The following is a 14,086-nucleotide window of genomic DNA, read 5'->3' on the forward strand; positions in this document are numbered from 1 at the left end:
CAGTCCTTTTACCCTGTCGTTCATAAAATAATTCCTACGAAGGAAAACGGAAAGACAACACTTTCTTAACGTCAAATTTTGCATAATACGTTCGCATTTAATATCTTGCAGGCTGTATGTAACTCAATATTTGATTTGGTATTTTTTATTAGTTAACCTTAATTTTTAAATTTTAGTATTATGTCATTTAAAGCAACATTATCCGTTGGCGGAAAGAAAGTCAACATTTTAAGTGCAAATTACGATTTGGCACAGGAAGTAGATGCTACCGGTCGTCCTTCATCAATAACGCGTGGCGGGCGTATTAACATGACTGTGGAATCTACAGGAGATTCTTTTTTCTTCGAATGGATGACCAATAACTTTGAACGTAAAAACGGTGTAATTACCTATATTAAACGAGACACCGACGCAAAACTCAGGGAAGTGAATTTCACCGAGGGTTACCTTGTGAAGTATAAAGAGAACTTCGACGCTTCCGGAGACAATCCTTTAACAGAAACATTTACCATATCATGCCGCGCTGTTGCCAGTGGTGGCGGAGAGCACATTAACGAATGGGTATAAAACATTCATTCCTATAGCAGTAATAAGCGAGCCGATCAAATATTACTTAAAAGGGGATGGTTGTTTCCCTCCCCTTTATTTACCCCCCCAATCTTACATTTATATTATAGAAATTGTCCGAAAAGTTTTAGTTCTGTTTTCCGGGATGAGACCGAGTGTTTCATATACCCGGATATATGGAGTTACAGTGTTATTAACTTACCCCTGCCCGTAATTTTCGCGCTATGCTCAGTGTACGAAATTGATTCCAGGAATTCCTTTTTGAGGGATATCCGGGGCTTTGAAGATGTATCCGGCAGCATTGAAATATGTACGTGGAAAATACCGGGTTTCGGGGATAGGGGTTAATGGTATAAAGGCGTACTTTTATGGAGAAATTAAACACAATCTGTACAGAAATAATACTTTAATTATGAGTTTTTTATCAAAACTGACCATTGATGGTGAAGAAATGATCGTACTGCGGTACAGAATGTCTATGGTTCAGGATACGGATCATAGCGACAGACCGGCAGCCGACCCCAGGGGCGGGCGTATCCGGGTGCTGGTGGAACTGACAAAAAGTACTTCGCTTTTTGATTGGATGCGGAACCCGAGCCAGGTAAGGGATGGCGAGTTTGTGTTTTACCGAAGGGATGGCATGTCTAAAATGAGAGGATTGCAATTTAAAAAAGCTTACTGTGTGGCGTATGAAGAAGCCTTTGATTCCGATGATTCCCTGCCCATGCGTGCAGAGATTACCATTGTAGCCAAGGAGATCAATATCAACGGTTCGCGGTTTGATAAGAACTGGCCGGTAGCATTATAAATGATAGCATAATGGATATAAGTGTACACGCCGCCCAAGAGGCTTTGGGATGGATCGAAGAATTGTCCCGTGTAGGCTATCGCGGAGTTTTAAATTTTACACTCCATAGCCATGGAGAATGGCCGTGGCGTATCCATATACGATCTTTTATAGCTTCTCCGACTACAGGGGTATTTTTCAGGGGAGATGGGAGAGGGCCTTCTTTGGATATAGGTGAAAATGTAACCTCCAGAGTAAGGAGTACTTTTATAGTTGACCCCATGGAAGGTATGATTACCGACCCGCAGTCCAGAAGTGACTTCACATTGTTCTATGGAACTCCTCCTGTGCCCGGGCAGCCATACGTTCCTCCACAGGTGGATGAAGGAATTCCAAAATCCAGGATTAGCGATAAGGTTTTTTCCGGAGGGACAGCATCTTTTGACTTTCAACACTATGGCAAAGACCCTCTTACACCAGGCTTTATAACCCCGAGCCTTGATGTACATTCCACTTTATCCGTAACAGAAGACCAGGAGAAAGGCATGCTGATCATCAAAGGCTCTTTTACGGGAGACAGTTTTCCCAGCGCCGAAGCTTTTGTGGCAGACCAGTCGGGAATGACCAAAGTATTTTTAGGGGCAAAGCAGGAGTCCGGGGGAATACACAGTCTTTTCGGGGATAATAAAAATCCGCTGTTTAATGTAGATATGCAAATTATGTTTGACAGTAATGGTAATTTTACTAGTGTCCGTCAGGGTGATCAGACCTATACTATTGACGAATGGAATAAATATATTCAAGATGAATTTTAAAATTAACATCCCGGTGTTATTGTTTGTAGCACTATCCGTTTTTGCAGGGTGCGGACCTTCCGGTGAGGAAGCTATATTCGTAGTGCCGGAAAATTATACCGGCTATATTTTGGTTATTTACGATCAGGAAAACGGAGCAGAAAAGGAATACAAGGATAAAGCCCGAATATACAGGATACCTTCGAACGGGATATTGTTGTCAAAATTTCCAACTAACCCGGGCTGGTCGGATTTCCCAAAATTTTATTATCGGAATATCGATCAGGAAAATGAAATTCGGTTTACTATGGACAGGGAACTTCCTGCGGATACTGTAATAGTTACAGGCGGATCTAGTGGTTATGCCAGTAGAGATAGTGAAGGGAAAGAGGGAATTAGATTTGTGCAATACTACATAGGCACCAAAGATCAGATAGATGAGGCTTATGAAGAAGCCGAAAATCTTGACATTGTAAAATTAGTGGATACCTCACAAACCAGGGAAGGTTTATAACATAAACACATTGTATTATGGCCATACAGACCAATATCAGGATAGCTATAAACGGAGAACTGTTAACCAGGTTTTCTACGATTGCCATCGCACAGCAACTCCGGGCACATCATATATTTTCGATAAAACAATCTTTGCCTAAAGAATTTATATCTTCAGCTATTGATAAAGCTCAGGATTATATGGGGCAGCCTGTTCACATAGAAATAAAATCCAAGAATCTTCAGAAAGAAACTTCTCCGTTAGTGTTCAAAGGACTGATCACTGATGTCAGTGTGGACCGGAGCAGGGGAGCTGCAGGAGAGATTATTATTTCCGGGACGAGCCCCACGGTGAAACTGGATGGCATTCCCAATACCCGGTCACACATCAGTAAAGAGTTGTCGGCTATCGTACAGGATACGCTTGGTCCGCTAAAGGAAAGTATGAACCTGAACCTGCAGATCAGCAGGGATACCGCTCTCGATTATACCGTACAATATAAGGAGAGCGATTTCGGATTTCTTTGTCGTATGGCTGGGAAAAAAGGAGAATGGTTTTATTACAACGGTACCGAGTTGGTGTTCGGAAGGCCTAAATCCGAGTCTTTTTCCCTGGTGTACGGACAGAATATCACCAAATTCAACCGGCATATGAGTATAAAGCCGTTGAGTTTTCAATATACCGGATATGATCCCGAAAATGCGCAGACCCAAACCATAAGCTCAGGTGAAGTAGGATATGAGACCAGGGGATTGGCACAGGCTATGGTCCGGGCTTCCCAAAAAGTCTTTACGGATAACGGGGCTTCTATGTATTATCATCACCCGATAAGCGCGGGTAATGCCCAAAGCCATTTGCATGACAGGGTAAAAACACAATTGCATGGCCGTACGGCCGGTTTGGTTGTAGCCAAAGGAGTTTCCACCGAAACCGGTTTGCGTCTCGGAGATATGGTAAGTATCAAAGAACCGATGTTTTCCCTGACCGGTGACATGGCCGATGGGGTAAAAGAAGATTCTTTCGGAAGTTACTACATCACCGCCATAACCCATATATGCGATGAAACCGGTAATTATACCAATGAATTCAATGCTGTGCCCGATACGGTAGAAGCCCCTCCGTATACCGATGTGCTGAATCCGCCCGTAGCAGAAACTCAACCTGCCGTAGTAACCGACAATAACGATCCGAAAGGCCTGGGGCGTGTAAAAGTTAAATTTCACTGGGATTACGAAAGCCCGTGGATACGGATGGTACAACCTCACGGGGGCGGAAACAAAGGATTTTATTTTATTCCCGAAGCCGGGGAAGAAGTCCTGGTGGCTTACGAAGGAGGGAATGCGGAAAAGCCTTATGTGGTAGGCACCATGTATAACGGAAATCAGAAAAGCGGGTACGCGACGGCAAATAACGATCTCAAAGTAATACACAGCCGCAGCGGTACCAAAATAAAAATGAACGATGCTGAAGGCAGTATTTTTATCGAAGATCCTTCGGGGAATACCTGGTTTATGGATGGAGAGGGTAACATAAAAGTAGATGCGCCCGAAACCATAACCCTTAACGGGAAGAACGTGGAGATCTTCGCCAGTGAAAACATTACCACAAAAGCAGGAGAAGAAATTACCAATAGTGCAAAAAATATTAGTGATAGTGCCGCCGAAAACCACAATACGATGGCCAGGAATAAGAATGAGATTGTGGATGAAAATATTGTTGTGAATGCTAAAAAAACACAACATTCAGCAGAAGAGGTGTCCATCAGCAGTACAGCTCAGAATATGACCCTGTTTTCAGATAAATCAGTGGATGTACAAAGTAATGATAAAGTAAACCTGTTTTAATTTCTGTGTATTGGAGTGGATATAGGTACTACCAAAAAAATATACGGGATCAGGCAGAAAGTTCAGCGGGATAAGCAAAAGGAAACCATCCTGCAATATGAAATGGAGGTGAATTATACCAAATTGGATTTGGGGTGGCGGTTTGAATTATTTCGGAAGAATATGTTTATCAATGGTAAAGGTATTGCTACCATTATGGATAGGATGGCTTATGATCTGGGGCAAGTTGTATACCCTTTGCTAATTGAAAAAGCAGGAAACAAAAATACCATAAAAAGCAGGGAAGAAACCATAAAGAGATATACGGAGGTCAAAAACAAGATCACACAGAGCTATAAAGGGGAGACAGTAGAAAGCTATTTGAAGTCCATGGAACAAACTTTGAATGACCCGGTTTTATTTGCAGAGAGTGTACAGAAAAGTCTTTTTTTAAGCCTTTTTATAGAATCATGTACTGTGAGCAGGACCCTGGGAGAAAATACACAGAAAAAGATATCCCTTTCGTTAGGGGAGGATAAGAGAAGGTCAGTATTTAATGTAGAAGAAGAGACAAGCAAAGCCTATACCCCTTATGGGACCGTAATGGTGATGCAAAGAGGAGAAATATTTGGAGATACAGAAGATACCAAAGAAGTGGAAGATGAATATTCGGGAAATGTGGATATCCGGTACCAGCTCTATAAGGATTCCGGATTCCTGCACTCGATTATAGGCCGCGGAGACATGTATTCTAAACATAAAGGTAAGAGGTCATTTTCTCTGGAAGCATATCATTTAGCGGAAAGGGACTAAAATGAATTAGTATGAGTAGTGAAAAATACCTGGTATGCCAGGGGGCCATGTGTCAGTGCAAATTCGGTACGACACCGGATGTTCTGAAAGTGAGCAGCCAGGATAAGTATTATATCAACGATAGCAGTTCTTCCCAAAAGCTGGTGGGCAATACCATGGACCTGGGGAGTCCTTTAAAAGCGGGCACGTTCGGATCTTGTAAGAAGATGAACAATAACCCTTGCAAACCGGCTGTTACACAATGGAAGGATTTTTATGATAAAGTTGTTTTAAAGAATGGCGGCAAGATATTGACCGAAGAAAGCAAGGCTACCTGCGCTGTAGCAGGAAGTCCTTGTATAGAGTTTACAACTACCGGCCAGATGGCAACGGTAAACCCCGGGAATGCTGAAAAGGCCGATGAAGAAGTACAGCAAGAGTTGAATCCTCTTGTAGAAGTTAAAAAATTGAATAAAGTCGGACCTTTTGAGGGAATAGAGCTAAAATCAGAATAATATGTCTTTAGGCATCCAAACCATAAAACTTATAGAGGGTCAAAACACGGAAGGCATTACTTTTAAAGATAATGTACTCATTAATGGCAAACAACACAAGCTTCTCATTATAGAGCGAGGAAAAAATGCCTCCCTTACCACCGTATTGTCTGATACCACCCAAAATGTCCGGGCAACCCATGAAAAAACCAAATGGATTTTTGGGACCAAAGAAACCGAGGATGGGAACTGGGAGTATCGTAACTGGACCAGTGGAAAAAAAGTTCCTATAGATCTGAGACATGGCGAAAGTTTACAGGATTATGCCACGACAACACAGGTTGGAATAGTCGGAGGTGAAAATGAAAACCTGGGGAAATTGTATTGGCTTGAAGCCTTTGTATATCAGGCCGAATATCCTGAGAGTTCTAATCCCAAGGGAATTTATGTGATTTTTACCGATGATCCGGAGGTAATGCAGGCCGGTTTTGACGCTGCCGAACATAAAGTTTTCCCTAAAACGGAGGTTTATTCCGGAGAAAGAGATATTGTAAGATATGGTGAAACGATTCCCCTGTACCTGGAAACCCATAGATTACCGGATTTGACCCTGGACTATCATAACTACGGTCTTTTTGAAATTACCGTATTTGCGGCAAAAAACAATCAAGCTGTTTCAGATACCCTTACTTACAGGCAAGCTTCAAAAAGTGATCCGGTTACGTTTAATGGCCTGACAAAGCTCAATATTCCGGTAATGGAAGAATGGCGGGATAAAGTTGGCCATAAACCGAATACACAAGAGGAATTTTATGCGGAGTTACAGCCTTATATGGAATTTAACCCCAATGCTGTAGAAGGTGAAAAGACGAATGAAGAATTACCTGTTGGGGTACTTACCAATGAGGCCCTCACCAAAATGAAATACGGGGAGAAAGTTGGGACGGAAATTCAGGCTCCGAATGATCAAATGGTATTGGTTAGTTATAACAGGGCCAATCCTCGTGATTTTGCATTACCGGATCAATCTTTTAATATTGCAGACCAATTGAATAAGGGAGCCCTGATGTTGGCCTCTGCCTATAGAAAAAAGGAAATCGGGGATACCATCCGGACTACCAATACCTTCCTCGTTCCTTGGGACACTTTTGCCGATATTTTAGATCGAAGGAAAACTAAAGTAGGGGATAAGATGGCGGCTATATTGGATCGAAGTTTTGAAGCACCCAAATTCGAATTTTGTAAATATACTGCGATCAATTTAAAAGTTGGGGATAAAGATGTCGTTCCTGTATTTGCAGAAATAGAAGATAAGGGTGTCCAGGATAAAACCAATCTGATATATGGAGTCATTGCCGGAGACAATAAAGCAGAAACTGTTGCCATAACATTAGACAATTTATCTCATGCAGGTACTCCGGTTCAATGCTTAGAAATAGGGGGGCGGGAACATGCTTCTATAGAGGATGTCATCCGTATTAAGGATGACGCAACTGAACAATGGTTAGAAGAGGGAGAGAAAAGTGAGGGAAACCAAAGTCTAAGGAGTAATTATAAATTTACGGATAAAGGAATAGAGCTATATCTGAAATATCCGTATAACAGAAGCTATGATACACGGGCGGAAGAATGGTTGGGAAATACATTGGGGGAATGGACAGATGAGTTGATAAATTTGGCCTGGATTGTTCGATATTTATTTTTGTGGGAAAACGATACTCAGTCCTATTACGTGCCTATACATACCTGCAGATATCCGGACCAGGTGGTAAAATTACAGGTGTATCCTGATGTGGAGTGGTACGTTAATTTTAAATTCAATACCGATAGGCCGGTATATGTAAAACAAGATAAAAATTATAAAAGTAGAGAGTATCATACGGGTAAAGACAAGCAAAAAGCCGGATTAAAATACGGTAGAGAGCGGGCTTTGATGAAGAAATCTTCAGCTTACACTCTTGATGTGGTTGTTGGTATTAAGGTGAATGGCAAGTCTTATGATGTAACATTTAATAATAAGCAACCAATTTTCCGTACGATCAATTTTTGTTTGGAGGCCTATGAAGCGCTGAATAAGCTATTGATGTCCGACGAGAGTAAGGAAAGTCTTCCGGCAGCAAAGTCTTCCAAGATGGGTGCGCGTGTTGGAAGAGGAATGCCAGTACGTATAGAAGTACACAGGCCGGCATTTTCCGGAGGAATATGGTGTAAATACACACCCTCTAAAACGCAGCAGGAAGCCATTGGTTGGTATCTTAAACTTGCATTTAAGTCAGAACCTTTTTTGTCAGCTGAGGGCAGGTTGGATTTACTATTCTTTGCTCAGGCACTTCCGGTAGCGGGACAGTTTATTACTGCGCTTAACCGTATTATTGACGGAATAAATTTACTTACTTTTGGAGCTGTTAATATAGAATATTATATCGATATTGTGGTATATACAGCGGCTAATATAGAGGTAAAACCTGTAGCTTATCATAGTATTGACGGTTGGGAAGGACCGGGGATTGCGATTGAGGCTGTTTTTGAAATAGGACTAGAGGCTGGTGGAAGTGTTAAAATTGATGCGTTTAATATTGAGGGTCAAGGAAAAATTCATGCAGAAGGTAAAGCTAAATTTAAGGCTTATGCTGCCTATAGTGACAGAGAACGTTCCTGTCCTGCTGATTTTGATTTTGAAGGATTGGAAGCTTTGGTGTTCATTCGATTTGAGTTAAATAGAAGTGATAAAAATTCTAGAAATCCAAAAAGAGAAGACAAGCCCCATAAAATCCCGTTATTAAGTGGTGTAAAAGGGCCAAAAATTGAATTGTTTAAAGCATGATCAGTAAAATATTTATTTCGGTATTATTATTATTCGGCAGTACCAATGGTTGTAAACAGGAGGTGAAATCCGACGACATAAAAGAACCGAATATGGAACAGAAAGACAGTACTATGACTCAAGCAACCCCTATAATGTATGGACTGGATGTCCAGATGTATACTAAATATGAAATATATTTAGATGATATAGCAATCGAAAAATGGTACAATAACTCTTTGAGTTCGTTTGTTGATCTTAATCCCTATCTATTAAAAAACGGTAAGCATCAAATATCGGTGAGGTTGCTTCCCCATAAAGGAAAGGATTCCATAAGGCCTGACGATATAAGAGATTCATATATAAAACTGATTCGTTTTGAAAGGCAAAATATCCCTGGGCAGAGCAGAGCTAAAAATTATACTGAATTGCAAAAACTGGAATTCCCCAAGATTGAAAGTTCTGTCCCCGTATTGGAAACTCTATGGGAAATTGAGATAACAGAATTGCCGTATGAACTGGACGGCTGGAGTCGAAGTCAGGATTTAAGAGAGATGGATTCGGAAGAACTTGAAAAAGAGGTTGTTGTCTGTTATAACATGCTTAGAAACTTGCTCAATACCGGTAAGGTGGATGAGTTTTTTAAATTTGAAGAGCAAAAATATAAAGAGACAACAATATATGGATATTATTCAGAGTCAGAAATGAAAGAAACGAGGGCTGAAGATATAGAAATACTAAAAACCGAAGCCAAAGGTAATATGTGGCCTATAGAAAAATATAAAATGTTTGTCTATGGAAATGGTAAATTGGTCAGATTGGAACGTATTGATGGTGAAAACAAAGGTTGGGATGTTTTAATCCGAGAAACCCCAGATGGTTCAATAACTTCTACTGGTACTCTTTTACACAAACCTCAAGGTAGTGATACTTTTCAGATTATACGTAAATAATAAAAAAGATGGTGAATAATCTTTGAAATCTAGTAATGCATCTAAAACTGTTAATCTGCGGCATACTGTTTTTGACTAATGGTTATACGGAAAATATAAAAAACGAATTCCCGCAAATAAACTGCTTCGAAGAACGTCCATATTATAGCATAGAATTTAGTAATACCGGAAGTACTATTAACTTTGAAATACTGGTTAATGATGTACCTGTTGTTAAATTTCTGAATGAAGAGGGTGGAATATCGTCAGCAGTACCGATTAATACTGCCATTCTGGAAAGTGGTCAACAAAGCATAAAAGTTAATGCTTATCCTCCTATGGGGAAGCAGTTAATAAAGCAGGAACAAAAAGATATTTTAAGTGTTAAAGTAAGTTATTTGCCTGATGCATGGAGCACAAGTAGTCAAAATGAAGTAGTCATTTTTGAATTACCTCAGATAAATATCCCAGGGGATGGTGTGCCATACTGGAAGTATGAAGGAGAGTTTGAAGCGGAGGTACCATACCATTTAAGCGGTTGGCTTAAATCCAGAAATTTGAAAGAAGTAGATGATTTGGAAGAGAAGGTATTTAGAAAGTTTAGAGAACTCCAAAAAATACTGGCAAATAAGGATACCAAATTACTTTTGGAATTGTCCGGAAAAAAAAATACGGAAATATATACCTCTTTATTTCTTAAGAAAGAAGACATAAAAGGGCGTGAAGATTTTATGGAAATCGAAGAGGATGAGGAAGTAATACCTTTGGACGATACGGTTATTCTGAAATTTTACGGAAATAACAGACTGGTTACTTTAGAATACCCGGATGGAGAATCGGCATTGAGAACAAAGATAAGGGAAGAAGGTTTCGAAGATGAAATAATTACCTACGATATATTGCTTCATATACCTATTGGAACAGAAGATTTGGAAATTATCCGGTGATACTCCATTTGTCATTAAGGAGGTTAACTATTTATTCTTTTAATATCTAGTAATGCATCTAAAATTATTAATCTGTGGCATACTGGTTTTGACTAATGGCTATACGCAAAATGTAGAAAACGAATTTTCACAAGTAAATCGTCCTCCTAAAAACAAGCAAATAACCTATGCCATAAACGTAAATGCCAAAACCCCCTATGAAATATTCATAGATGATATACCGGTTGAACAGGTATATCAAAGTGGCATGAATTCTACCATAGAACTAAATCAATATCTTTTAAGGAATGGAAACCATACATTGACGGTCCGTTATCTCCCCCGACCCGATACCGAAGACGGATTATTATACCCGGAGCATGTAATACATAGCAAAGATTCTAAATGGAATATATTTTTTGTAAGCTATGTGAAAAATGCCGATGCTGCAATGGGGTATGAAGGAGAAATAGACTATCAAAACAGTGAGTTAGAGGTGCAGGCTCCTTCAGAACCAGTACCGTATTGGGAGCAGAAATTTGAGTTAGATATAAAAGATCTCCCCTATGAATTAGTGGGGTGGAGTAACGGACGGGACTTGTCCCAAATGGATAAAGAGGATTTGGAAAAAGAGGTCGTCTCATTTTATGATCATTTAAGAAACCTTCTTAATAATGGCAATGTTGAAGAGTATTTGCGTTTAGGAAAGAAAAAAGATGAAGAAGTACAGATAGCTACCTATGATGATGATATAGCATGGTATTCTTCAGTGGAAAGAAAACAAAATTTAATTAAAAAGTGTAAAGGAAACATGTTGCCTTTAGAGGGTTATAGGCTAAGTTTATATGCTAATGGAAAATTAGTTTGTTTAGAACGTGTTTATAGTAGAAACAGAATAGGTTCCCCATTAATTGCGAGTATTGGAAATAAAAAAGTGGGATATCAAGCTTTATTGTATAAACCCAAAGGGTCGGATGATTTTGTGATTATTAGAAAATAAACTACGGTTGGCCGTAGAAATAATCTTAATAAACCTGTTTACTGTCGGTAAAATATATTTAAGTAGATTGTACTTCCCCTTAATATGGTTGATGATTTCTGAGGAAGGAATACACGATAATCTGAAGGTAGGTAGTGAAAAGAATTTCTAATTTAGTAGCAATTTCCCTTGATTTAATACCTGGTGTTTCCGATAGACATCTGTAGGTATGCAAACCAGGTGGTAAAGCTTCATGTTTACCCGGATATGAAATGGGTACTTAACTTTAATTATAATATAGATTCACCGTTGTACTATGAAGGAACAACGGAACTAAAGGATTACTACAGCGGCTTTAATGAGGGGGATGTTAATACCAGTAACAATAGCACGAGAAAAGAGATACTGGACAACCTAATTACGAACGACTTACAACATGAAGTTGGCCGCAAAACCAGTTTTGGACTTTATGTAGAATGCGAGATCAATGGGGGGAGTAAGTTTAAACTAGGCGATAAATTTGCAGAGAAATATCGTAAAATGTTGGCTCCTCTTTTATGGATTGTAAATAAATTGGATTCGGATCTGGGGGTTTCTGATGCTAAAAGAGAAGAGACACGAATAAGAAGAAGTGGTGGGAATGGGATTTTGGCACGCTTGAATGCTCTTCCTATGAGTTTTGAGCTTATGGCACCATCGGTAGGAGTAGGTATAGGATATGGTCTCACAGAAAACTATCAGGCTGGATACGAATTAGAGGGGCGTATTATTGCAGACCCCTTAATTGGCGCCAATGTAAAATTGGACTTATTAGCTCTGGGAAGTAAATTCAAACCTTGGGGGGCTATTATTGATGCTTTAGATATTGCAAGCTGGTTAATTAATTTTTGTTCGGGAGGAAGAGCTGAAATAAGTTATGAATTGTACTTTCAATTGACATCCAAGATTTTGTTAGTAGATGCAAATGTAAAGGATGATGATGCCAACCAGCCCGCAAATATTACGTATAATTTTGAAAATGGGAGATACAATGGTTCCATAGGATTAAAAGGAATCATAGAGGGCAAGTTGGTGGCAAGTTTCGGTTTTTCTCTACAGATAGAAAGTACACAAGGTAAAACGTTTCAAGGGGATATTGGAGAAAATGCAGAGAAGAAAAAGGGAGAATTGAGTATAGGAGCAGAAGGAAAATCTTATGTTAGTGTAACTTTGGGTAAAAATTTTGGTGATAAAAGTAATTTTACCTCTGATTTTTATTTCTCTGGTTTTACATTAAAGGTATGGGCCAAAGCAGGATTCAGTGGAAAGCCGAAGGAAAGTACATTTAATATATTGCCTGATTATGAAAGTGAAGTTAATATCTTTGAGAACAATTTTGAACACAAATAGTATAACAATGAAAAAAACAATTGTCCTGGTATTATTCTTTCTTATTTCCTGTAATCAAACTAAAAAAAATAGTGAATATTTTACTAGTAATACAAACATAAGAAAAGAAGTAATGAAAAATATTTATTACATCAATTATAATTTTACATTTCCTTTTGAATTGATAGTAAATGATATGGTCATTGCAAAGGAAATGAGAACGGGTATGGCTGGACCGGAAAGAATAAATCATTTCATATTGGAAAACGGAGAACAATCTGTCAGGATAAAAATCTTTGCGCCGAAGGATTATAATAATGGGTTATTAAAGCAAAAGGATTTAAACATTCTTGAAGAACAAAGTGCAATCTATAAAGTCAATAGCGAAACCAATGATTTTGATACAGTGATGCCTTTAAAGTTTGACAAAATAGATCAGGAAGTTCCATATATTGAAAAAGAATGGAAATTTAATGCGGATCTCCCTTTCAAGCTTAAAGGGTGGGAAAAATCGGAGGATTTAACCCAATGGGATAAAGAAGAACTGGAAAAGACAGTAATTGAAAAGTTTCAGGAGTTGCATGATCAATTAAATTTTGGGAAGGTGGATTCTTTTATGAAAGAAATTGAGGCAGTTAATAACGAAGTTTTTATTGCAAATTATTTTGATGAAGATAAGAAAAAAGACTATATAAATAACCTCCTTGAAATATATGAATCTTATAAAGGGAATATGTTGCCAATTTCTAAATATAAGATCAGAATATTAGGTGATGGCAGGGCAGTTGCCTTAGAGAGAGTGGATAACAAGTATTTGGGACAAGGAGTTTTAGTTGCTGAAAATAAAGATGAAAATCAGTTGTATCTGAATTATATAGTACTACATAAGCCTAAGGATAGTAAGGATCTAAGAATAGTTAGGATTAATTCACTAATTACTTCCTTAAATTAATAAACATCTAGCTTTCTTTGTGTTGGTAACAAGAGAATGTTTACGGGAGTAAAGTAGAATATAAAACCATGAAATCGTCCAATTTCATTTTGATAATATCAACACTTGTTTTATTTGTTTTTTATGAGGTAAGTCCGGAACGAAGAGAGATTATTCTTGAAAAAGAAATGGAACTTGGAAACAAATACATTATAGAATAGGAGTTTTCAGTTCCCTTTGAAATATGATTAATGATGTTGTTCTGGATGTTGATTTGGAAGATGGAGCATTCGGGCCGGAGTTTATTAATCATTATATTCTTGCCAATGGAGAACAAAAAGTCAAGGTTAAATTAATGGACCCATTTGTAGAAAGAGGGTGAAATATCATCAGC

14 protein-coding genes are annotated in these 14,086 nt (G+C 38.7%); 13 read left to right on the top strand and 1 reads right to left on the bottom strand.

Going from position 1 to position 14,086, the window contains the following annotated elements; genetic code table 11:
- Nucleotides 1-180 precede the first annotated feature (180 nt).
- From tssD (ACVBDY_RS01880) to ACVBDY_RS01910, 7 genes are all read left to right on the top strand, one after another.
- On the top strand, nt 181-567 hold the full coding sequence (gene tssD / locus ACVBDY_RS01880; protein WP_447173772.1) for a type VI secretion system tube protein TssD: 387 nt from the start codon (nt 181-183) through the stop codon (nt 565-567).
- Between the two features lie 412 nt (nt 568-979).
- Complete coding sequence (gene tssD, locus ACVBDY_RS01885; RefSeq protein WP_447173773.1) at nt 980-1,375, top strand: type VI secretion system tube protein TssD; 396 nt, start codon at nt 980-982, stop codon at nt 1,373-1,375.
- Between the two features lie 11 nt (nt 1,376-1,386).
- Nucleotides 1,387-2,169, top strand: a complete 783-nt coding sequence (locus tag ACVBDY_RS01890; RefSeq protein WP_447173774.1) for a hypothetical protein — start codon at nt 1,387-1,389, stop codon at nt 2,167-2,169.
- Nucleotides 2,159-2,662 (top strand): DUF6843 domain-containing protein, encoded by a 504-nt coding sequence (locus ACVBDY_RS01895; protein ID WP_447173775.1) that lies wholly within the window; start codon nt 2,159-2,161, stop codon nt 2,660-2,662. Before ACVBDY_RS01890 ends, ACVBDY_RS01895 begins: the two co-directional genes overlap by 11 nt.
- A 17-nt stretch (nt 2,663-2,679) precedes the next feature.
- Nucleotides 2,680-4,488: a type VI secretion system Vgr family protein gene (locus ACVBDY_RS01900; protein ID WP_447173776.1), complete on the top strand. Its 1,809-nt coding sequence runs from the start codon at nt 2,680-2,682 to the stop codon at nt 4,486-4,488.
- Between the two features lie 15 nt (nt 4,489-4,503).
- On the top strand, nt 4,504-5,280 hold the full coding sequence (locus tag ACVBDY_RS01905) for a hypothetical protein (protein ID WP_447173777.1): 777 nt from the start codon (nt 4,504-4,506) through the stop codon (nt 5,278-5,280).
- A gap of 11 nt (nt 5,281-5,291) precedes the next feature.
- Complete coding sequence (locus ACVBDY_RS01910; protein ID WP_447173778.1) at nt 5,292-5,774, top strand: DUF4280 domain-containing protein; 483 nt, start codon at nt 5,292-5,294, stop codon at nt 5,772-5,774.
- Nucleotides 5,775-5,781: 7 nt separating this feature from the next.
- Here the strand turns inward: ACVBDY_RS01910 and ACVBDY_RS01915 are convergent, their stop codons facing one another.
- Nucleotides 5,782-6,057, bottom strand: a complete 276-nt coding sequence (locus ACVBDY_RS01915; protein ID WP_447173779.1) for a hypothetical protein — start codon at nt 6,055-6,057, stop codon at nt 5,782-5,784.
- Between the two features lie 75 nt (nt 6,058-6,132).
- Here ACVBDY_RS01915 and ACVBDY_RS01920 point away from each other — a divergent pair, with 75 nt between their 5' ends.
- The 6 genes from ACVBDY_RS01920 (at nt 6,133) to ACVBDY_RS01945 (ending at nt 13,713) form a co-directional block, all read left to right on the top strand.
- Nucleotides 6,133-8,577: a hypothetical protein gene (locus ACVBDY_RS01920; protein ID WP_447173780.1), complete on the top strand. Its 2,445-nt coding sequence runs from the start codon at nt 6,133-6,135 to the stop codon at nt 8,575-8,577.
- 92 nt (nt 8,578-8,669) lie between these two features.
- On the top strand, nt 8,670-9,509 hold the full coding sequence (locus tag ACVBDY_RS01925; protein WP_447173781.1) for a hypothetical protein: 840 nt from the start codon (nt 8,670-8,672) through the stop codon (nt 9,507-9,509).
- 35 nt (nt 9,510-9,544) lie between these two features.
- Nucleotides 9,545-10,435: a hypothetical protein gene (locus ACVBDY_RS01930; RefSeq protein WP_447173782.1), complete on the top strand. Its 891-nt coding sequence runs from the start codon at nt 9,545-9,547 to the stop codon at nt 10,433-10,435.
- Between the two features lie 52 nt (nt 10,436-10,487).
- Nucleotides 10,488-11,414: a hypothetical protein gene (locus ACVBDY_RS01935; protein WP_447173783.1), complete on the top strand. Its 927-nt coding sequence runs from the start codon at nt 10,488-10,490 to the stop codon at nt 11,412-11,414.
- A 246-nt stretch (nt 11,415-11,660) separates the two neighbouring features.
- Nucleotides 11,661-12,782 (top strand): hypothetical protein, encoded by a 1,122-nt coding sequence (locus tag ACVBDY_RS01940; protein WP_447173784.1) that lies wholly within the window; start codon nt 11,661-11,663, stop codon nt 12,780-12,782.
- A 7-nt stretch (nt 12,783-12,789) separates the two neighbouring features.
- Nucleotides 12,790-13,713, top strand: a complete 924-nt coding sequence (locus tag ACVBDY_RS01945; protein ID WP_447173785.1) for a hypothetical protein — start codon at nt 12,790-12,792, stop codon at nt 13,711-13,713.
- Nucleotides 13,714-14,086 lie beyond the last annotated feature (373 nt).

This window comes from Sinomicrobium halophytocola, assembly GCF_052983395.1.